Below are 22,137 nucleotides of genomic sequence, written 5' to 3' on the forward strand. Positions count from 1 at the left end.
TATATTTTTATCTGGTTTTAAGGAATTACTTCGTTAAGAAACCTTTTTCTCTAGCTTCTTTAAGAACAGCAGAGATTCCTTTTTTGTTAATATTTTTTAATGCAGAAGCTGAAACTTTTAATGTTATCCATTTATCTTCTTCTGGTATATAGAAACGCTTAGTCATTAAATTAGCGTTAAACTTTCTTTTAGTTCTATTTAGGGCATGAGATACGTTGTTACCTACCATCGCTTTTTTCCCTGTTAATTCACAAACTCTAGACATCTTCTTGACAGTTTTATAGTGTTATTTCTAAACGAGGTGCAAATATACTAATTTTTGAAAGAATTAAACAACATATTACATATTAATTTTCTAGAATATTTCTTTGCAAAAGCTCCAAAGCCTTTGTAACCGTTCTATTTATTACCTTTTCTCTAGGTTGTCCAAAATCAAATTTTTTCACATCAACCTTGTCTCCATTTGCAATGGCAATATAAACTACTCCTATATCTATATCATTATTGTCAGTAGTTGGCCCTGCATTCCCTGTAACAGCGATAGAATAATCTGTTTTTAGTTTTTTTCGTGCATTAACGGCCATTGCTTTTGCTACATCAAAACTCACTGAACTATTATTAATAATTACCTCTTTAGGAACATCCAATAACTTTTCTTTTAAGCTAACATTATATGTTATATAGCTCCCTTGATAATATGCTGAAGAGCCTGGGACGGAAACAATAGTTGATGCTATTTTTCCTCCGGTCATGCTCTCTGCTGTACACAATGTTTTGTTATTTATTGTCAACAACCTACCTACACTCTTTTCTATTGAATCACCTTCTTCTAGTCCTAAGGTTATGTCTGTTATGTATTCATTTAATTCTATTATTTTTTGTTCGATCTCTTGTTCTAAAACCTCTCTATTATTTCCTTTAGCCGAAAGCCTTAACCTTACTCTTCCAAAAGACGGTAAATATGCTAGCTTTATATGAGTTGGTAAGGCTTCCTCCCAATCTACTATTCTTTCAGCAATTACGCTTTCTCCTGTCCCATAGGTCATTATTGTTTTGTGAATAATAACAGGAAGCTTAAATTCTTTTTCTAACCTTGGTAAAACTTCATTTGTAATTAATCCCTTCATTTCGTACGGAACTCCAGGCAATGAGATAAAAACTGTATTATTTTCATAAAACCACATACCTGGGGCTGTCCCAAAACGGTTCATGAGCATAGTTGCTTTTGATGGAAGTTGTGCTTGATATTTTTGGACTTTATTAAAAGGATGATTTACCTTTTTAAGAATACGTTCAATATTTTGAATAACTTCAGGATACTCAACTATTGCTGAATCTTTAAAGTATTCTGCAAGTGTCTTTTTTGTTATATCATCTTTTGTTGGCCCTAACCCTCCAGTTAAGATTACTATATCTGCTCTATTTTGTGCCTCTGATAACGCATTTAATATATGCTGTCTTTCATCTTGTATGGACGAAATTTGATAAACGGCAACCCCTATTTTATTTAATTCTTGTCCAATCCATTGCGAATTTGTATCAACAATCTGACCTATCAAAATTTCATCTCCTATGGTAATAATTTCTGCTTTCAAAAGTATCTTTTTACAGTATTAAACAAATATAAAACTAATATCTCTTAATAAAGCGTCACAGAACATATAGTTTTTAGTCTTTATTGAAAAGAATAGAATGAATACTAATTTTGCTTTGATTACCGGTGCAAGTACCGGTTTAGGTTTGGCACTTTCAAAAGAACTAGCCCATAGAGGATATAGTTTACTATTAGCCTCTTTACCCGGTGAAAATCTGAAAGAAGTAACCACTACTATTCGAAAAAAGTCGAATGTGGAAGTAATTTATTTTGAAACAGATTTAACAGAGCAAAAAAATATAATTGATTTGTGCAATTGGGCAAACCAATATCCCATTACTGCACTTATCAATAATGCAGGCTGCGGTGGCTCAAAAAAAATCTCTGAGGCCTCAATACAATACATACATACTATTATTGAATTAAATACAGTTGCAACCTCTTTAATAACGAGATTACTCCTACCAAACCTAGAGCAACAAGAAAAGAGTTATATTTTAAATGTATCCAGCATGGCGGCTTTTAGCCCGATTGGCTATAAAACAGTATACCCTGCCTCTAAGAAGTTTATTGAACATTTCTCTTTAGGCCTAGCGGAAGAGCTTAAAAATCAAAACATCTCCATTACCATATTATATCCTGGACCTATGAAAACAAATAATAAAGTATCTTCTAGAATTGAAAAACAAAGTGCTTTTGTAAAATTTGGAGTAGTTGACACAAAAGTTATAGCCTTTCAGAGTATTGAAAGTATGCTACACGGAAAAATGCGCGTAATACCTGGGAAGATAAATAAATTGAGTAAATGGATTTTATATTTCCTCCCTTTAAAAACGAAAATAAGACTACTTAGCAAAGCCATAAAAAAAGAAATAGAAGCGTAATGAAAGTTTTGGTTACTGGAGCTAATGGATTGTTGGCTACAAATATTATAAATTTACTCCTTAAAGTGGATCAAAAGGTAATTGGTTTCTTGCGGAATAAAAAAAGTTTTGCTTTATTCGGTCACAAGAATTTGATTTTAGCCACAGGAGATATTACCAAACCATTATCGTACCTGCATCTTCTTGAAAAAGTGGATTGTATTATCCATGTTGCTGCACTAACTAGCCAAAATATCGTTGATTATGACGTTTACGATAAAGTAAACAACCTTGCTACAACACAACTGTATAAAAGTGCCATAAAAAACAAAATAAAACAGTTTATATACGTAAGTACGGCAAATTGCTTTGGATACGGTTCTTTAGAGTCGCCCGGGAAGGAAACCATAAGCATAAAAACACCTTTTGACAAGTCTTTGTATGCAAAAAGTAAATTGGCGGGACAAGATAATCTTTTAGAAATAGCTAAAAACCACTCTGCAACCAAACTGGTAATTGTAAACCCAACATTTATGATTGGAGCTTACGATACCAAACCTAGCTCTGGAAGACTAGTATTGAGTGCCTATAGGAAACGAGTAATTTTTTATCCACCGGGAGGAAAAAGTTTTATTAATGTTACAGACGTAGCTGCTGCGGTTATAAACTCTATTGCCTTCGGAAAACACGAGGAGTCTTATATTTTGTCTGGAGAAAACTTAACATATCTAGAATTCTATAAAAAAGTAACTTCGGAATTAAAACAAAAATCTATTTTTATTAGAATTCCAAAATACTTGCTATATACCATCGGTTGTTTTGGTAATCTACTGCGTTTTTTTAAAATACAAACAGATATATCGTTAACGAATATTCAAACATTGTGTACTCATAACTATTATTCTAATCAAAAGGCATTACAAGAATTGAAACTACAGCAAAATCCTATTGAAAAGGGAATTTCCGAAGCTTCAAAATGGTTTAAACTAAAATAGCGTTTCCTTACAAAATCTTGTCTTTATTTAATTTTAATTCGAAGCGCCTCTTTATCCTCAATTGTTCCTACGAGAACATCATTTTCTCTAACGCTTCCCACACCAGCTGGAGTTCCTGTAAAAATAACATCCCCTTTTTTTAAAGTAAAATACTCAGATACATAGCTGATTAATTCATCCACTTTCCATAACATTGATTTTGTATTGCCTTCTTGAACTACTTTTCCATTTTTTATCAACTGAAAAGTAAGATTATTTAAATCTAATTCTTCTTTTGGATAAAACATTCCAATCACAGCACTACCATCAAAAGATTTGGCTTTTTCCCATGGCAATCCTTTTTCTTTACATTTTGCTTGAACATCACGAGCTGTAAAATCAATTCCTAAACCAACCTCGTCGTAATACTTGTTTGCAAACTTTGGCGAGATATATTTTCCTACCTTATTTATCTTAACTAAAACTTCAATTTCATAATGGATATCGTTTGAAAAAGGAGGAATAAAAAAAGGGTGATTTTTAGGTAAAATGGCTGAATCAGGCTTTAAAAAAATAACAGGACTCGTAGGTTTTTCATTAGCAAGCTCTTCAATGTGGCTTGCGTAATTGCGGCCAATACAAATTATTTTCATTAATTCTTTTGTTATGTTTATAATCTTCTTTGAAACAAAAATATCATAAAAAAAATATTGATAGTCTAAAAAGACTATCAATATTCTGAAAGGATATTTAAATTATTTTTCTAAACCCAATACCATCGTCCGTTAACGTTCTTAACTTGTCTCCAGCCTGATCTGGTCCAATACCACCACACATCATGGTATCTATAAACTCTCAAGCCGTCTATTCGATAGTACTGACCATTAACATATTTGACACCGCCTCCACCAGAGCCTGAACCTGAACCAGGATACATCTTATTTATACCTTCAATATCTCCTGAAGACAGACCTTTTCTATTAGTCCTGTAGGTACTTCCATTCTTCTTAGTAATTGTCGGCCTACCATTTCTACTAAATGCATAAGAACTATAAAGCATAACTGAATTAAAATCTAATGCCCTTGTGTACTCATCTCCATCTCTACGCCTTTGTGAATACGTTTGGAAATTATGTGCCATTCCATTCGTTATATTATTAAAATTAACTGTTAAGTACCTATCGCGATCCTTTCTACTTTGTTCGTGATATAAGCCTACAGCATGCCCAATTTCATGTATTGTAGTACCTGTATTACATCCAGAGGCTAAATTTATATCTTGTCTACCTCCAATCATTCCAACGTATGAAGAACATCCTCTACCTGGTCTGAAATAAACATAATTTCTTTGATTAGTTCTTTTAACAAACTTAACATTAGTATTTGCTTCCCAATGTCTTATTGCATCTGTTACCCTGTATTTGTATGGTAAATTTGATGCAATACTATAGTAAACAGTATTGTTAGGCCACCTTGCTCTAGTACGTCCAACGCTTCTAGATGTATTAACATCGTCTCCTTCGTTGTGGATTAAATCTTCAACGTGATCAGTTACAAATTTTTTATCTAAAATTATATCTCCTTCGTAAACATAATTACCATCGATATTTTCATAGATTACTTCTGATCCTTCATAATAGCCTTCTTTAATTTGTCCACTTAAATCAGGAAAAGCTTGTTCAACTGTCTCTAAAGAGGCTGCATCAGGACCGTCAAACTTATTCTCACTATTACACGACATCATGAGAACTGTAAGAACAGATAATTTTAAAAAGTTAAAGTTTCTGAATTTTTTCAGTTTTTTCATTTATAAGGGTTTTTTTGTTATTAATTCAGCAAATATTATCTAAAAATATTAAATAATAATCATTTAGTTTTATTTCATACAGATTTACAATAATTGTTATATTTAACTTTTATTGTTTCAAATAAGAAATAAATAACAAAAAGTAAATCTATCGCCTTTATTTTCTATTAAAAAAGACAATCTAAAACCAACTTAATTTTAAAAATTTAGTAAAAAATTATGATTTTTTTTACAGATTCCACTTTCACTTTTAACTGTAATACTTATCCAAAATATAGTAGGTTAGAGCATGAGTGATTATCAGAATGTGTTAAAGGGTTTCAATAAGTAAAATTTCAAAATAGCCTTTGCATAAGCTTGACATATTTTTTTAAATAAACTAAAGGTAGGTAAAGAGTGAATTTAGCAAACAACTCAATATAGTTTTCATTTCAAGATAAAGCACTAATTTATATCAAAAAATAACTCTAATTAGTTCTGGAAAACATTTTATAACTATTAAGAACATTTCATTCAGAGTATAGTAAAAATCCTTTACCCTGAATAAAATCAAGTCTAAATAATTTTATCTTTTAGTGATTTTTATAACAAAAAAAAAATTCAACTACTCTAACTAAGTAAAATAGTTGAAATTCAGAAAAAACTACATTTCAAATTAACGTGTTATGGAATCCATTTCTTTTCAAAATTAGGTCTGCGCTTTTCCAAAAAAGCATCCCTACCTTCTTTCGCTTCATCTGTCATGTAGGCAAGTCTTGTAACTTCTCCAGCAAAAACTTGCTGTCCTACCATTCCATCATCAGTTAAATTCATAGCAAACTTTAACATTTTTATTGATGTTGGGGATTTTTCCAATATCTCTTGAGCCCACTTGTAAGCTGTTAACTCCAAATCAGCATGTGGAATTACAGCGTTAACCATCCCCATTTCATAAGCCTCTTGAGCAGAATAATTTCTCCCTAGAAAAAAAATTTCACGTGCTTTTTTCTGACCTACCATTTTAGCTAAATAAGCTGAACCATAACCTGCATCAAAGGAGGTTACGTCTGCGTCAGTTTGTTTAAAAATAGCGTGTTCCTTACTAGCTAGGGTTAAATCACAAACTACATGTAAACTATGACCTCCCCCGACAGCCCAACCTGGGACAACACAAATCACTGCTTTTGGCATAAATCTAATTAAACGCTGAACCTCTAAAATATTTAATCGATGGTAACCATCTTCCCCGACATATCCTTGATTTCCTCTAGCGTTTTGATCTCCTCCAGAACAAAAACTCCATACTCCATCTTTAGTCGAAGGCCCCTCTCCAGATAATAGAACAACACCGATTGTTGTATCTTCATGCGCATCTTTAAACGCATCTAGTAATTCGCTTGTTGTTTTTGGTCTAAATGCATTTCTGACATTTGGCCTATTAAATGCAATTCTTGCAACTCCATTATATTTTTTATAAGTAATATCTTCATATTCTTTTACAGTTTCCCAAACAGGTTGTACCATAATTTTAATCTAAAATCATTAATAAAAACAAAAATAACATAATAATTTATTTTCTTTTTATATTTGTCTACTATAAATCATTCCCTATGAAACTTCTATCATTTTTACTTTTATTTTTCATATTTTCAAACTCTTTCTCTCAAAAAATAATTACAAAGTCGATAAACTCCAAAGAGCTAAAGAAAGAACGAAGTATTAAAATTTACTTACCTAAAAATTATGAAAAAGATCTGACAACAAGCTACCCTGTTACAATTGTACTTGGTGACGGATATCTGTTTGATTTGTGTGTTGGTAATGCAAAACTTTTTGCTAATGCTGATAAAGCACCAAGACAGATTGTTGTAGGAATTGATATGAAATCGACTTTCTCAAAAGACATATCAATTGTTTCTACAACCAATTTATTATCAACAAGTGGTATCCATTTTTATAATTTCATTAAACATGAGTTAACTTCTTTTTTAGAAGTTAATTTTAAAACTTCTCCTTTTATGACAATTGTTGGAGAAGGCAAAGGAGCTAATTTTGTAACTCACTTTTTAAAAGAACCTCAACCAATTTTTAACGCATACATCTGTGCAACACCAGAATTTGCAGGATTTTCTTCTGAAATAATTAAATCATATACTCTTAAAAGACTTGAAAATATTGATAACACTTACTTTATATACGGAAGTAATTGTGAAAAACAAACAACTAGAGAACTCTTTGAAAGATTCAGCGAAATTGGCACTTATTTAAGTTCTTTTGATTCAAAGAATTTACATGTATCCTTTGATAAATTTGAAAATTCACCTAGTTTCTTATCCACTATTGCTGAAACTATACCAAGAGCTATGACTGATATTTTTTCTATCTATTCAAAAATATCGAAGTCTGAATTTGAAGAACACATAAAAGATCTAGACCCGCTAGAAGCTATTAAATATCTGGAGCAAAAATACTTGGATATTCAGTTTTTATATGGCTCTAATTTAAACGTTCGGTTAGAGGATATTTATGCCATTGAAGGAATAGTAATTGATAAAAAAGATGGAGATTATCTGAGAGTTTTGGGTGATTTTGTAGCGATTAAATATCCTGAGCTTCACTTGGGCGATTTTTATGTTGGAAAATACTACGAATTAGGAAAAGACTATGAAAAAGCTGACTTTTATTACAAAGCTGCTTATGGAAAAATGAACCTTTCTGACCCCAACACCAATGATTTTTACGAAAACATTAAACGAGTTAATGATTTAATGAAAAAACAAAAAGAGGAAAAAGAAGCTCCCATAGAAAAGAATGAAGATGAAGATGAAGATGAACAAAATGACAATTAATTACGATTAAAAAGAATAGATTATTTAAAATACTTATCAATAAGTCGTTTTACATTTGTTTGTAAACGACTTTTTTTTATTTAAAATAAATACGTCAATCTATTTTTTGAAAAATTAACATGCTTATTTTCAGTATATTGTATTCTTTTTTTTAAAATCAAGAAAATAATTAATTAAATGTGTATGCCCTTTAAAAATAAACAGGATTGATTTTGATCTCTTATATTTATCTACTTTTTCATTTTTCACAATTTTAACTCCTGATTTAAATTTTTTACTTTTTTGAGAAAAAATGCTTAAAATTATAAGTAATAAAATTCTTTTCATTTCTGCTTTTTATTTGGCATCAAAAGAATAATACCATTCCCACCCCAAATTCACCCAAAAACTAAGTGTATTGAGTACTCCTAAAGAAAACTTTTTGCCGCCCAAAAGCACATCTATTCTACAACTTTGTCAATTCAGAGTATTTATACACATCTTGATGTTCAAAAATTACAAAATAGATGTACTTCTGAACTTTTAAGCAAGCCCTAAGTAACAAATTAAGTTTCCCAAAGTTAGCAACTAAGGTTATGGGGTGGGTAAGTATATTTAATATAAAATTAAATTAAAACTTTGATAATTTACTGATATTAAAAGTTTTATTTTTTTTTCTAAAAAAGAGTTTCATAAATATGGCATTAAATTTGACATTCCAATTAGCATGAAACATATTTTAAATTTTATTATTAGCATATTATTAACTGGAAATACATTAGCCCAGTTAAAGAAAGTAAATATTGATATTCATGGCGATTTTGAAGTTGTTGTTCAAGTTGGTGATGGATATCTGATAGTTAATGACTTGGGTGAAATCATTGATATAGATATCGATGGTCCTATCACCTACTATATGTCTGGTAGTAGGAAAGGAAAAGTTGAAGAAAAAGGAAATATTTCTTTTGACTATTATATAGCCGGCACTAGAAAAGGAAAACTTAAATCAGTAGGCAGCATTGATTTTGACTACTGGACGTATAGCCATAAAGTAGGAAAACTTAAATCAATAGACCATACAGATTTTGACTACCATTTCTCTGGAATTAAAAAAAGGAAACTCTTATCTATAGATAGTGGTATTTATATTGATTACTATAACTATGGTGCTGGAAAAGGAAAAGCTAGCTACATTGGAAGTACTAATCCTAATAGGTGGTATGTTAGAGATGGTATTACTTACTATATTGGTGGAATTAAAAAAGGTAAGTTTAAATCAGGCAATAGATCAGTTATATACAATGGAATTCAACTCAGACTAAGAGGTGGTTATTAAATAATTAAATCATATACTCTTAAAAGACTTGAAAATATTGATAACACTTACTTTATATACGGAAGTAATTGTGAAAAACAAACAACTGGAAAACTCTTTGAAAAATTCAGCGAAATTAGCACTTATTTAAACTCTTTTGATTCAAAGAATTTACTTGTAACCTTTGATAAATTTGAAAATTCACCTAGTTTCTTATCAACTATTTCTGAAACCATACCAAGAGCTATGACTGATATTTTTTCTATCTATTCAAAAATATCGAAGTCTGAATTTGAAGAACACATAAAAGATCTAGACCCGCTAGAAGCTATTAAATATCTGGAGCAAAAATACTTGGATATTCAGTTTTTATATGACTCTAATTTAAACGTTCGGTTAGAGGATATTTATGCCATTGAAGGAATAGTAATTGATAAAAAAGATGGAGATTATCTGAGAGTTTTGGGTGATTTTGTAGCGATTAAATATCCTGAGCTTCACTTGGGCGATTTTTATGTTGGAAAATACTACGAATTAGGAAAAGACTATGAAAAAGCTGACTTTTATTACAAAGCTGCTTATGGAAAAATGAATCTTTCTGACCCAAATACCAACGAATTTTACGAAAACATTAAACGAGTCAATGATTTAATGAAAAAGCAGAAAGAAGAAAAAGAAACTCCAATAGAAAAGAATGAAGATAAAGATGAAAATAAACAAAATGACAATTAACTGCGATTAAAAAGAATAAATTTCCTAGAGGACATTAAACAATAAGTCGTTTTACATTCGTTTGTAAACGACTTTTTTGTTTAAAAAAAATAATATACTATTCTATTTTAATGAAAATTAACATATTTACTTTCAATATATTGTAAATTCGCTTTTCAAAATAAAAAATATGAGCAAAAAACAATATATCCTTAAATTATTTTTATTCAGTCTTACAACTATCTCCATCCTAGGCATTCAAGATATAAGTGCACAAAGAAAAAAGAAACGAAGAAGTAAAAATAAAACTGAAGTTAAACAAAAAAAGAAAAAAGCAGAAAAAACAATTACAGAACTGACCAAAAGTAGCAAAAAATTTGATGGCTTATTTCCTATTTATCAAGATACTATTTCAGGCGATATTAAATTAATTGTTAAAGAGAAGCAATTAAACAAAGATTATATTTATTTTTCTCAAATAGCCGATGGAATCACTGAAATCCAAACATTCAGAGGTTCTTATCGAGGTTCAACTATTCTCAATATTAAAAAACATTTTAATAAAATAGAATTTATTTCTCCAAACACAGCATTTTACTTTGATAAAACTAATCCGATCTCTAAATCTTCAAGGGCAAACATAAGTGATGCTATTATAGCAAGTACAAAAATTTTATCATCGAATACAAAAACGGGAGAGTATTTAATTGATGCAAATGCTCTTTTTATTTCTGAATTACTAACAAGAATAAAGCCTCCTAATTTTCCTGGAAGACCTCCTTTTGCTTTTAAACTGGGAAATTTCGATAAGAAAAAATCGAAAATTAGTGAAATCAAGAATTACCCAGAAAACACTAACATTAAAACGGAATATGTTTACAACAACCCTTCTGTTTTAAATGGAGGTTCACAAGCGATAAAAGATGGTAGATTTATTTCTATTAAAGTTTTTCATACTTTCATGAATATGCCTGAAAGCGATTATGAATCAAGAATGGATGATCCTAGAGTTGGTTATTTTTTGACTACTACCAACGACATGACCTCTACCAAAGCAGTAAACTACAGAGATTTTATTCATAGATGGAAACTAATTAAAAAGAATCCTGAATTAGCGATATCTGAGCCTGTAAAACCGATAACATGGTGGATTGAGAATTCAACTCCTGTTGAATTTATTGAAACCATCAAAGAAGGTGTTTTAGCTTGGAACGAAGCTTTTGAAAAGGCTGGATTTAAAAATGCGATGGAAGTAAAAATTCAGCCAGAGGATGCTGATTGGGATGCTGGTGATGTTCGATACAATGTATTAAGATGGACTTCGTCTCCAAATCCTCCTTTTGGTGGTTACGGACCTAGTTTTGTAAATCCAAGAACTGGTGAGATTTTAGGTGCTGATATTATGTTAGAATATGTTCATTTTACAAACAGAGTTAAATATGACAAAATCTTTAGCAGCGTATCCAACACTTCAACACAAGAAGAAGCGCAAAATATTTTTGCTCACAAAGACAATTACATGTTCTGCTCTGCTGGGCATTTAATGCATGAAAACACCATGTTCGGTAAAGCTGTGTTAGCTGCTTCAGGCGCTTCTGATTTGGAAATGGAAGGAATGAAAAGAGAAGCTATGAAAGCCTTAATTATGCACGAAGTGGGACATACTCTTGGTTTGAATCATAACATGAAGGCTAGTCAATTATTTTCTCCTGAACAATTAGCAGATGCTGATTTTATTGAAGGAAAATGCCTAACGGGTTCTGTTATGGATTATGCTGCCATCAATTTAACTCTAGATAGATCAAAACAAGGACAGTATTACGATACTGCCGTTGGTCCTTACGATGTTTGGGCTATTCAATATGGATATACTCCTTTCAATAACGATTCAGAAAGAAAAGCTCTTTTAGCGCAATCAACTAAACCAGAATTAATTTTTGGTAATGACGCAGATGACATGCGCGCTCCTGGAAAAGCAATTGACCCAAGAGTAATGATCGGTGATTTATCGAATGATCAAATCGCTTATTCAATTGACAGAATAAAATTAGCGAATAATATCATGAAAAATATTAAGTCGCGTTTTTCTAATGAAGGAGAAACTTACGAAGAACTTAGAAATGCATATTACATTTTGAGTAGTCAAGCTGCAACGGCTGGAGGCGTTATTTCTCGCTTTATTGGTGGAGTTTATGTAGACAGATCTATTATTGGCCAAGAAGGAGGAACACAACCTTATACACCTGTAAGTTTAGCAGATCAAAAAAGAGCCATGGACGCTTTAAAAACTTATGTTTTTGCACCAAATGCCTTCAAAGCTCCTGCTGATTTATACAACTATTTAGCAAGACAGAGACGTGGGTACAACTTCTTTAGTGGCCCTGAAGATCCAAAAATTCATGCACAAGTTTTAAGATACCAAAAAAATGTACTAAACCATATCTTACACAGAAATACTTTACAAAGGATTACTGATTCAGAACTGTATGGAAACCAATATACTTTATCTGCTTTTATGACAGATTTAAACAACGCTATTTTTAAAGCTGATTTATATAAAAATGTAAACTCTTTCCGTCAGAATTTGCAAACAGAGTATACAAAAATGCTTTTAAACATAGTTGTTGGTAAAAAGAGTAAAGGATATACAAATGCAGCCAAAGCAATGGCTCTTTATAACTTAAACAAAATTAAATCTTGGGTAAGTAGTGCAACTGGTAACATTTCGACGAAAGCGCATAAAAACCAACTAAAATTATTAATTAATAACTCTTTAAAAGAAGTTAAATAACATCTAAAAAGGAGCTACGAAAAAGCCTCTATAGTTTTTGATAGAGGCTTTTTTATTTTTTTTTTCAATAAAATTAAACTAGTGTTTCAATTCAATTCTATCTTCCTTAAGATCTATCATTTGTTGTTTATACAAATTACCAATAGCACGCTTAAATGCTTTTTTACTCATTTGTAAATGAAACTTTATAGATTCAGGAGAGCTTTTATCAGTTAATCTTAAACTTCCTTTTTCTTTAATTTTATTATAAACTCTTTCAACGTCTTTATCAATCACATTCTTAAATCCTTGAGGTTGTAATGACACATCAATTCGTTCATCTTCTCTGATTTTTTTTATATATCCAATCATTTTCATTCCTTCCTCTAATTCAGTGAATACTTCATTTTTATAAAGTAACCCTTCATATTTCTCATTGATTAATACAGTAAAGCCTAAATGCGACTGTAACCCTATAATTAAATCAACCTTATCTCCTACTTTTAATTCCATTATAAATTTTTAAAATATTCCTTTAATATTACATCATTTATATCAGAAGGTGTAAAAACCTCCAAAATTTCTGGTTGACCAGATTCTTGATAAAAATCAGCCAAGCTACTATTCAATTCTTTTTTATTAAAAACTGAGCGATATCCAAATCCATATGTCTTTGCTAAATATTCAGCAGTTAAATCGTGAGGAGTTTCAAAATAGTTCAATACGTTCGTTGATTGCGGTCCTGGAATAATTTTAAATATACCTCCTCCTGAATTATTCAAAATAATAATCCTAAAACTTTTCGGAATATACGAATTCCATAGAGCATTACTATCATAATAAAAACTGATATCCCCTGTAACAAAAACTGTTTGCTCCTTTGATTCAACAGCAGCTCCAACTGCAGTACTCGTACTACCATCAATTCCGCTAGTTCCTCGGTTACAAAAAACTTTTAAGGTAGGATTCAAATCAAATAATTGCGTATAACGAATAACCGAACTGTTACTAATTTGTAATTGACAATGATCAGGTATCGATGATAATATAATCTCACAGGCCCCAAGATCAGAGTAAGCAACATTCTTTAAAAACTGTATATGCCTCTCCTTTCTTTCTGCTTTTACCTCCAACCAACTTCTTTGGTAGGTCGACTTGGTTTCTTTCTTCTTTACCAACTCATAAAACTCAGAAAAAAAACGTTCTGGCTTCAAGGTAATGTGAGCTGTCAAGCAGAAATAAGTGTTCATCGCTCTTGATTCATCAATGTGCCAATGGTGCTTTGGAGAATACTTACGTAAAAATTGCTTGATTCTCTTTGAAACTACCATTCCTCCAAACGTAATTAATAATTCCGGTTTAAAAACCTCAAAATCTTTTTCTGTAAACGGAGTAATTACCTGATCAATAGAATTGATAATATTCGGATGATAAATATTTGAGATTGTTTCAGTAAGTATTATTACTTTTTCATCACTGAAATATTCTTCCAAACATTTATTGACTTCTTCAGACGGGAAATTCTCCCCTACCAAAATCATAATTTTCATTGATTCGTTCCAAACATTCACCGCCGTATCGTACTGAAAATTCAGTATTTCTTGACCTTGTATTAATTTTGGAAAATCAAAATCACCAATTATATCAACCGTTTCATACAGTGGCTCATCAAAGGGTATATTAATATGAACTGGCCCTTTCCCCTCTATAGCCTTTTTAACGGCTACACTTAATAACTGAATATTCTCACTCTTTTTTTCCTTATCCTCCTTTAAGTTTGCTGAAAAAAGAATATGATTATTAAAAACATATTCCTGACGAATAGTTTGTCCATCTCCTATATCTATTAAATGCTTAGGCCTGTCGGCAGAGATAATAAGTAGCGGTATTCTGCTGTAAAAAGCTTCTGCAATTGCAGGATAGTAGTTCAGTAAGGCGGAACCCGATGTACAAACTATAGCTGCAGGCTTTTTGGTTTGTTGAGCTATCCCTAATGCAAAAAAAGCTGCACAACGCTCATCTACTAAGCTATAAGTCTTTATTCCTGGGTAATTTGAAAAACCAACAGTGAGAGGAGCATTTCTTGAACCAGGTGATATAATTACGGAATCAACATGATAATGACCACACGCAGAAACCACAAGTTGTGCTAGTTCTTTTTTTGGATACATTGGTTACTTTAAGACAGTTTTTATAAAGTTTAGTTTTGATTGAAGTCAGTAGTTCTAAATTGCATATTTCACTACTGACTTGTATCTAATTTTTGATTACCCTAATTTCCTTTTTTATAGTCAGCTAAAAACTTTTCTAAACCAATATCAGTTAATGGATGCTTTAACAATCCAGAAATTGCGCTTAATGGCCCCGTCATAACATCAGCACCAAGCTTTGCACAATCAATGATATGCATAGTATGCCTAACAGAAGCAGCTAAAATTTCCGTATCAAACATATAATTATCAAATATCAACCGAATCTCAGAAATTAAATTTAACCCATCTGTTGAAATATCATCCAAACGACCTATGAAAGGTGATACATATGTGGCACCTGCCTTTGCAGCTAGTAAAGCTTGTCCTGCAGAGAAAACCAAAGTTACATTTGTTTTAATTCCTTTATCAGCAAAATACTTACATGCTTTGATACCATCTGCTATCATAGGTAATTTTACAACTATCTGAGGGTTTAAAGCTGCTAAAGCCTCTCCTTCTTTTACCATTCCCTCAAAATCAGTAGCAATAACCTCTGCTGAAACATCTCCTTCAACGACATCACAGATTGCCTTATAATGATTTAAAATATTTTCCGTCCCTGTAATTCCTTCTTTAGCCATAAGAGATGGGTTTGTTGTAACTCCATCAAGAATACCAAGAGATTGCGCTTCTTTAATTTGATCAAGATTAGCTGTATCAATAAAAAATTTCATTTGTTTTTATTTATTTTTGTTGTGTTTAGTTTTATAATACACTGCGAATTTACAACTTATAATGATTCATCAAGAGCTTTTCATAAACTTTATCTGGTAAAATTCTCTTTAATACAATTGAAAACTTCTCCATAAAAGCCCCTACTTTGTAATGTGTTTTTGGATTTTTAGTTTCAATGATAGCTTGTACTTTTTTAGCCATTTGAATCGGGTCTGCACCAGAATCAACGTGGCTATCCATCAAAGCTAAATTCTCCTCATATTTTTCTTTGTAAGCTGAGTTCTCAAAAACTGGCGTATGATACCTTCCTGCTGCAATGTTCGTTGCAAAATCACCAGGCGCTACATTTACCACTTTAACTCCAAAAGCTTTAACCTCCATACTCAGACTCTCTGTAATTAACTCTAAAGCGCCTTTACTTGCAGAGTAAATCCCTCTAAATGGCAATCCCATATAAGCTGCAATGGAAGTCGTATTTATTATAAGTCCTTGCTTTCGCTCTCGCATAAACGGTAGTACTTCTTTTATGACATTGATCACACCAAAGAAATTCGTTTCAAAATTATCACGCATTTCTTCCGTTGGTGTATCTTCAATTGGTCCAGTAATTCCTTTTCCTGCATTATTAATTAAAACATCAATCTTCCCTTCTTTCTGAACAACTTCTTCTATGGCTATTTTTATTGTGTCTTCTTTTGTTACATCTAGTGCAACCATACTAAAAGCGAAGTCTACATTCTTAGGATTTCTACTTGTTCCATATACTTTGTAATTTTTTCCATGCAAATAATTAGCTATGGATTTCCCTATCCCTGACGATGCTCCTGTAATAAATACAACCTTTGACATTCTATATAATTTTAAGCAAATATCCAAAAGCTCAACCCAAATAAAAAAATATTTTTAGTACAATTATTATAATGTCTAATTAAGCTCTAACTTTTTATAAATTACAAGTATGATTTAAAAGCAAGTAATAGATGTTTTGATATGCTTTTCTACCTTTTTTCTATGATAAGAAGCGATACTTTTTCAAATTATTTTTATTATGAATTACCTACTAAACTTAATCAATTTTACTCCGATACTAAAAATTATAATTTTAATAAAAAAGCTTTTAATTATTGCATTTCAAAAATTTAATCGATTATAAATTATCATTTAAAAACTTATATTAGCTATCAGATATATTTGAGGTTATGCTAAAAAAAATCATACTTAGTTACTTTACATCCTTGGTTGGAATCACTTGTTTTTCACAAAAATCACTTTTTCATCATACAAAAACGTTTACACGACAAGACTCTCTGAGAGGAACAATTACTCCTGAAAGATCATGGTGGGATTTAACTTACTACCATTTAAACATCTCTGTTAATCCTGATAAAAAATTCATTCATGGTAAAAATACCATTCAATATAAAGTTTTAAAACCCGCTTCAAGACTGCAAGTAGATTTACAACCTCCTTTAAGAATTCTTAAAGTGATTCAAAATGGAAAAGAATTGAACGTTTATTCAGAAAGAAATGCTCACTTCGTTGAATTGCAAGAACAACAGAAAATTGGAACGATACATTCTATTGACGTATACTATGAAGGAAATCCTAAAGAAGCAATTAGGGCTCCATGGGACGGAGGTTTCTCTTGGAAAAAAGATAAAAATGGAAAACATTTTGTAGCTACTTCTTGCCAAGGACTAGGTGCAAGTGTTTGGTGGCCAAATAAAGATCATATGTATGATGAAGTTGATAGTATGGCTATTAGCGTTCGCGTTCCGAGTAACTTAATGGATATTTCAAATGGAAGACTTAGAAAAGTTGAAAAACACTCTGATGACACCACTACATATCATTGGTTCGTAAATAATCCAATCAATAACTATGGAGTCAATGTAAACATTGGTGACTATGTAAACTTTTCTGAAAAGTATCAAGGTGAAGGTGGTAAATTAGATTTAGACTATTATGTATTAAGATATAATCTTGAAAAGGCTAAAGTCCATTTTAAAGATGCTCCAAAAATGCTAAAAGCATTTGAGCATTGGTTCGGAAAATATCCGTTTTACGAAGACAGTTTTAAATTAGTCGAAGTTCCTTATTTAGGTATGGAACACCAGAGTTCGGTTACTTACGGAAATCAATATAGAAAAGGATATTTAGGAAGTGATCTTTCAGGAACTGGCTGGGGATTGAAATTTGACTTTATCATTATTCATGAAGCAGGGCATGAATGGTTCGCTAATAATATTACAAACAAAGACATTGCTGACATGTGGATCCATGAAAGCTTTACTGCGTATTCGGAAAATCTGTTTCTGGATTATTATTACGGTAAAAAAGCGGCTGCTGAATATGTAATCGGAACAAGAAGATCTATACAAAATGACATCCCAATAATAGGACAATACAATGTAAATAGTGAAGGTTCGGGCGATATGTACTATAAGGGATCGAATATGCTTCATATCATTCGCCAATTGATTAATGACGATGAAAAATGGCGGCAGATTTTAAGAGGCTTGAATAAAACTTTTTATCATCAAACAGTTACTACAGAACAAGTAGAGAATTATTTAATTCAAGAATCAGGAATTGACCTAACTAAATTATTTGATCAATATTTAAGAACAATTAAAATTCCAAACTTTGAGTACAAACTAAAAAAAGGGCAGTTAAAATACAGATGGACGAATGTGGTTGAGAATTTTAATATGCCTTTAAAAGTATATCTTGGAAAAGAGGTTACTCTGCTGAAGCCTACTCAAGAATGGCAAACTTTGAAAACAAACACTAATAACATAACTGTTGATCCTAATTTTTATATTGATGTTAACAAGTTATAAATAACTACACCTATTTATGAATAGAAAAAACTTTATACAATCCTTACTTGGAGCTTCGGCATTTATTTCGCTTCCATTTTCTTCTTACGCGAACGATCATGATGCCTTATCTGAAGCTATCAAGTCTACATCAAAAACCACCAAAGGAAACTTATTTGGTTTTAAAGCTTCGCCAATAAAAAAGGTAAAAGTTGGAATTATTGGTTTAGGTAATAGAGGAACTACCCTTCTCCAAATGTTTGAATGGCTCGTTGCTCAAGGGCATTGTGAAATTATTGGACTTTCTGATTTACAAGAAAATAAAGTTCAAAAAGCTGCAGAACGCTTAAAACAATGGCAAAAGAAGAAACCTAAGACCTATTTTGGAAATGACACGGAATGGAAAAAACTGGCTCAAGAAGATGACATCGATTTATTATTAATTGCAACTCCTTGGGAATATCACGCTCCAATGTGTATTTATGGTATGAACCAAGGAAAACATGTTGCTTGTGAAGTTCCTTTAGCTTATACTTTGAGTGAATGTTGGGAGCTCATTGAAACCGCAGAAAAAAATCAGAAGCACTGTATTATGATCGAAAACTGCTGTTATAATGAAGAAGAGCTTTTTGTATTAAATATGATTGAAAACGGTGTTTTTGGAGATATTACTCATACAGAAGGGGCATATCTTCATGATTTAAGGGCACACATGTTGAGTAATGATTATTACGAAGATCAATGGAGGTTAAAGCATCATATTGAAAGAGATGGAAACTTTTATACAACCCATGGTTTAGGGCCAATTAGTTTTTATCTAAATATTGGTAGAGGTGATACTTTTGATCATTTAACCTCAATGAGTTCTAGAGAACTTAATTTGAGTGAAACAGCAAAAAGACTCGGATCTCCTTACACAGACTTTAAATGTGGAGACATGAACTCAACCATGATTAAAACTGCTAAAGGAAAAACTATTTTATTGCAGTTCGATGTACACACTGGGCGTCCATATTCAAGAATCAACAAGGTTGTGGGAACAAAAGCTACTCACGATGGATATCCAAGTCGCTTGTATATTGACAAAGAAGAATTAGCTTACTGGGGACACCAATGGCTTTCTGAAGACGATTATAAGAAATATCAAAGTAAATACACACATCCAATCATTAAAAAACTGAAAAAAGTCAGTCAAGGTTTTAAGCAAGGCCATGGTGGTATGGATTTTGTAATGATATACCGATTGATTAGGTGTATAAACTTAGGGTTACCTCTTGATATTAATGCTTATGACAGTGTAATGTGGAGTGCTGTTACCCCATTATCAGAAATTTCCGTTGCTAGTAAAAGTATGTCAGTTCCAATTCCTGATTTTACCAATGGGCAATGGAAAAAGGAAAACCCTCTTGAAATTATGAGAGACTTTTAATTAAAAATAAATGGGATTAACACTTTTAGTAATGGCTGCAGGTATGGGCAGTCGCTTTGGGGGCTTAAAACAATTAAGCCCAATTAATAATTTTAATGAAACTATAATCGACTACTCTGTTTTTGATGCTAAAAGAGCGGGGTTTACCAAAGTTGTGTTTGTAATTCGTAAAGAATTTGAAAGTGACTTTAAAAATCAAATTACCCATAAATACAAAAACCATATTGAAGTAGATTTTGTATATCAAGATACTAACGACCTACCTCAAAATTTTAATACAAACCCTAATAGAGAAAAACCTTGGGGAACAGGTCATGCTATTTGGTGCTGTAGAAAATATATTACACAGAATTTTGCGGTTATCAATGCTGATGACTTCTACGGCAGTGAATCTTTTAAAGTAATTGCCAAATATTTAAATATCTTAACTCCTTCAGAGTTAAAAAATCAGAGTATGGTTGGTTACAAATTGATCAATACGCTATCTGATAATGGAAGTGTTTCAAGAGGTATCTGTACAGTAAACTCAGAACAACAAGTAACCTCTATTACAGAACGTACTCAAATTGAAAAAAAAGGTGATACTATTGTTTTTACAGAGGATGATAAAGAGACTATTTTAGGTGCAGAGGATATTACTTCTATGAATATGTTCGGATTAACTCCGGCTACTTTTGAGGCATTTGAAAATGACTTTAAATCGTTCTTAACGGAGCGTGGATCTGAATTGAAATCTGAATTTTACCTACCGACTGTTATTAATAACTTAATAGCAAGAAATCAAAGTGGAGTTACCGTACTCCCCACCAATTCGAAATGGTTTGGAATGACGTATAAAGAAGATAAAGCTATTGTTGAAAACAACATAAAAAAATTAACTAAATCAGGAGAGTACCCTGAAAAACTCTGGAATAATTAGTCTTTTTTTAGCAAAAGACGAACCAAAAACCGTGAATCTCAATAGTTGAGGTTTATGGTTAAGTAATTTCACAAGATAATTTATATTTTTTCGAATGACATTAAGTACGATTATTAATTCTTTTGAAGTGGAAGGAAACTATATTTCTTCGGAAATTATTGTTACTGGTTATATTAATACTACTTATAAAATAACAACAAGCAAATCATGCTATATCCTTCAAAAGATTAACCATGCTATTTTTAAAAATGTAGAAGAACTTTCTCGAAACATCTTTCGAATTACAGAACATATTAAAAAGAAAGTTTATGATAAAAATAAATTTGTTTTAAAAGTTATACCTTCCAAAAGTAACAATGGATTCCATGAGGATTCAGAGGGAAACTATTGGAGAATGTTTAATTACCTCGAAAACTCAACAACCTTTGAAGTTTTAGAAAGTAAAGAACAAGCTTTTTCTTTGGGTAGTGCTTTTGCTACGTATCAAAAACTTTTGATTGACCTTCCTGAACCGAATTTGTTTGAAGTTCTTCCTGATTTTCATAATACTCCTTTGCGAATAGAGCATTTTAAAAAAGCAATCATGGTCAATTTTGAAAACAGGAAACAAAACACTCAAGAAGAAATAGACTTTTTACTTAACCTTGCTTCTGAAATGGGAGAAGTCGTTACTCTGGGAAATAAAGGAAAGATACCTTTAAGGAGTATTCATCAGGATGCAAAACTGAGTAATATACTTTTCAATACTACAAACGATGACTTTTGTATTATCGACCTTGACACAACCATGCCCGGGTATTTATGTTATGATTTTGGTGATGCTGTAAGAACTGGAATGAACACTGCCGCTGAAGAGGAAAAGGATATTTCTAAAGCTAGCTTGAATATGAATTTGTTTAAACCTTTTGCAGAAGGTTATGCTAGAGCATCAAGAGAGTTTATTACAAAAGAAGAAATTAAGACCTTAGTCTTAGGAGCGAAAACAATTACATACGAACAAGCAATTCGTTTCTTAGCAGACTATTTAAACGGTGATATTTATTATCAAACGTCCTATTCTAAAAACAATTTAACACGTGCTAAAATTCAAATAGCTCTTTTAAAAGATATCATTGAAAAGTATGATGAAATGGTTGACTTTGTGCAAAAACAATATGAATAATTAAGTTCTACAGTTTATTAAAAAAAATAAAATTTTA

19 protein-coding genes are annotated in these 22,137 nt (G+C 31.5%); 10 read left to right on the forward strand and 9 right to left on the reverse strand.

The features are described from left to right. Positions 1–25 precede the first annotated feature (25 nt). Both rpmB and ACSIGE_RS05455 read right to left on the reverse strand, forming a co-directional pair. The gene (rpmB, locus tag ACSIGE_RS05450; protein WP_093669052.1) at positions 26–265 is read right to left on the reverse strand and encodes a 50S ribosomal protein L28; all 240 of its coding nucleotides are present in this window, start codon (positions 263–265) and stop codon (positions 26–28) included. Positions 266–347: 82 nt separating this feature from the next. Beyond that, positions 348–1,595, reverse strand: a complete 1,248-nt coding sequence (locus ACSIGE_RS05455) for a CinA family nicotinamide mononucleotide deamidase-related protein (RefSeq protein WP_440881768.1) — start codon at positions 1,593–1,595, stop codon at positions 348–350. 97 nt (positions 1,596–1,692) lie between these two features. Between ACSIGE_RS05455 and ACSIGE_RS05460 the strand changes: the two genes are divergently transcribed. Continuing rightward, positions 1,693–2,478: an SDR family NAD(P)-dependent oxidoreductase gene (locus ACSIGE_RS05460; protein WP_440881769.1), complete on the forward strand. Its 786-nt coding sequence runs from the start codon at positions 1,693–1,695 to the stop codon at positions 2,476–2,478. Next, positions 2,478–3,452, forward strand: a complete 975-nt coding sequence (locus ACSIGE_RS05465) for an NAD-dependent epimerase/dehydratase family protein (protein WP_440881770.1) — start codon at positions 2,478–2,480, stop codon at positions 3,450–3,452. Before ACSIGE_RS05460 ends, ACSIGE_RS05465 begins: the two co-directional genes overlap by 1 nt. A gap of 23 nt (positions 3,453–3,475) precedes the next feature. Here ACSIGE_RS05465 and ACSIGE_RS05470 read toward each other — a convergent pair whose 3' ends face one another. From ACSIGE_RS05470 to ACSIGE_RS05480, 3 genes are all read right to left on the reverse strand, one after another. Further along, positions 3,476–4,084, reverse strand: a complete 609-nt coding sequence (locus ACSIGE_RS05470; protein WP_440881771.1) for a fumarylacetoacetate hydrolase family protein — start codon at positions 4,082–4,084, stop codon at positions 3,476–3,478. Between the two features lie 110 nt (positions 4,085–4,194). After that, a complete protein-coding gene (locus ACSIGE_RS05475) occupies positions 4,195–5,238 on the reverse strand; it encodes a M12 family metallopeptidase (protein WP_440881772.1) in 1,044 nt (347 codons plus the stop codon). Positions 5,239–5,901: 663 nt separating this feature from the next. Beyond that, positions 5,902–6,741, reverse strand: coding sequence for a 1,4-dihydroxy-2-naphthoyl-CoA synthase (locus ACSIGE_RS05480; RefSeq protein WP_440881773.1), 840 nt, complete (start codon positions 6,739–6,741; stop codon positions 5,902–5,904). Between the two features lie 86 nt (positions 6,742–6,827). Here ACSIGE_RS05480 and ACSIGE_RS05485 point away from each other — a divergent pair, with 86 nt between their 5' ends. The 4 genes from ACSIGE_RS05485 to ACSIGE_RS05500 all read left to right on the forward strand — a co-directional run bounded on the left by ACSIGE_RS05485 (position 6,828) and on the right by ACSIGE_RS05500 (position 12,862). Further along, positions 6,828–8,066, forward strand: coding sequence for an alpha/beta hydrolase-fold protein (locus tag ACSIGE_RS05485; protein ID WP_440881774.1), 1,239 nt, complete (start codon positions 6,828–6,830; stop codon positions 8,064–8,066). Positions 8,067–8,772: 706 nt separating this feature from the next. After that, complete coding sequence (locus ACSIGE_RS05490) at positions 8,773–9,381, forward strand: hypothetical protein (RefSeq protein WP_440881775.1); 609 nt, start codon at positions 8,773–8,775, stop codon at positions 9,379–9,381. A 225-nt stretch (positions 9,382–9,606) separates the two neighbouring features. Then, positions 9,607–10,092: a hypothetical protein gene (locus tag ACSIGE_RS05495; protein ID WP_440881776.1), complete on the forward strand. Its 486-nt coding sequence runs from the start codon at positions 9,607–9,609 to the stop codon at positions 10,090–10,092. Between the two features lie 169 nt (positions 10,093–10,261). Next, on the forward strand, positions 10,262–12,862 hold the full coding sequence (locus ACSIGE_RS05500; protein ID WP_440881777.1) for a zinc-dependent metalloprotease: 2,601 nt from the start codon (positions 10,262–10,264) through the stop codon (positions 12,860–12,862). A gap of 78 nt (positions 12,863–12,940) precedes the next feature. On the opposite strand, the gene ACSIGE_RS05505 is transcribed toward ACSIGE_RS05500, so the two are convergent. The 4 genes from ACSIGE_RS05505 to ACSIGE_RS05520 form a co-directional block, all read right to left on the reverse strand. Continuing rightward, a complete protein-coding gene (locus tag ACSIGE_RS05505) occupies positions 12,941–13,354 on the reverse strand; it encodes a DNA-binding protein (protein WP_440881778.1) in 414 nt (137 codons plus the stop codon). Continuing rightward, complete coding sequence (menD, locus tag ACSIGE_RS05510) at positions 13,354–15,012, reverse strand: 2-succinyl-5-enolpyruvyl-6-hydroxy-3-cyclohexene-1-carboxylic-acid synthase (protein WP_440881779.1); 1,659 nt, start codon at positions 15,010–15,012, stop codon at positions 13,354–13,356. Before menD ends, ACSIGE_RS05505 begins: the two co-directional genes overlap by 1 nt. A gap of 101 nt (positions 15,013–15,113) precedes the next feature. Next, complete coding sequence (fsa, locus tag ACSIGE_RS05515; RefSeq protein ID WP_440881780.1) at positions 15,114–15,767, reverse strand: fructose-6-phosphate aldolase; 654 nt, start codon at positions 15,765–15,767, stop codon at positions 15,114–15,116. A gap of 49 nt (positions 15,768–15,816) precedes the next feature. Further along, complete coding sequence (locus ACSIGE_RS05520) at positions 15,817–16,617, reverse strand: SDR family oxidoreductase (protein WP_440881781.1); 801 nt, start codon at positions 16,615–16,617, stop codon at positions 15,817–15,819. 350 nt (positions 16,618–16,967) lie between these two features. Between ACSIGE_RS05520 and ACSIGE_RS05525 the strand changes: the two genes are divergently transcribed. The 4 genes from ACSIGE_RS05525 to ACSIGE_RS05540 all read left to right on the forward strand — a co-directional run bounded on the left by ACSIGE_RS05525 (position 16,968) and on the right by ACSIGE_RS05540 (position 22,100). Then, on the forward strand, positions 16,968–18,611 hold the full coding sequence (locus tag ACSIGE_RS05525; protein WP_440881782.1) for a M1 family metallopeptidase: 1,644 nt from the start codon (positions 16,968–16,970) through the stop codon (positions 18,609–18,611). A 16-nt stretch (positions 18,612–18,627) separates the two neighbouring features. Further along, on the forward strand, positions 18,628–20,019 hold the full coding sequence (locus ACSIGE_RS05530; RefSeq protein WP_440881783.1) for a Gfo/Idh/MocA family protein: 1,392 nt from the start codon (positions 18,628–18,630) through the stop codon (positions 20,017–20,019). Between the two features lie 10 nt (positions 20,020–20,029). Then, on the forward strand, positions 20,030–20,938 hold the full coding sequence (locus ACSIGE_RS05535; protein ID WP_440881784.1) for a nucleotidyltransferase family protein: 909 nt from the start codon (positions 20,030–20,032) through the stop codon (positions 20,936–20,938). A 94-nt stretch (positions 20,939–21,032) separates the two neighbouring features. Beyond that, positions 21,033–22,100: a phosphotransferase enzyme family protein gene (locus ACSIGE_RS05540; protein WP_440881785.1), complete on the forward strand. Its 1,068-nt coding sequence runs from the start codon at positions 21,033–21,035 to the stop codon at positions 22,098–22,100. Positions 22,101–22,137 lie beyond the last annotated feature (37 nt).

The sequence above is a fragment of the Tenacibaculum profundi genome (assembly GCF_052050075.1).
In the GTDB taxonomy this organism is placed as follows: domain Bacteria; phylum Bacteroidota; class Bacteroidia; order Flavobacteriales; family Flavobacteriaceae; genus Polaribacter.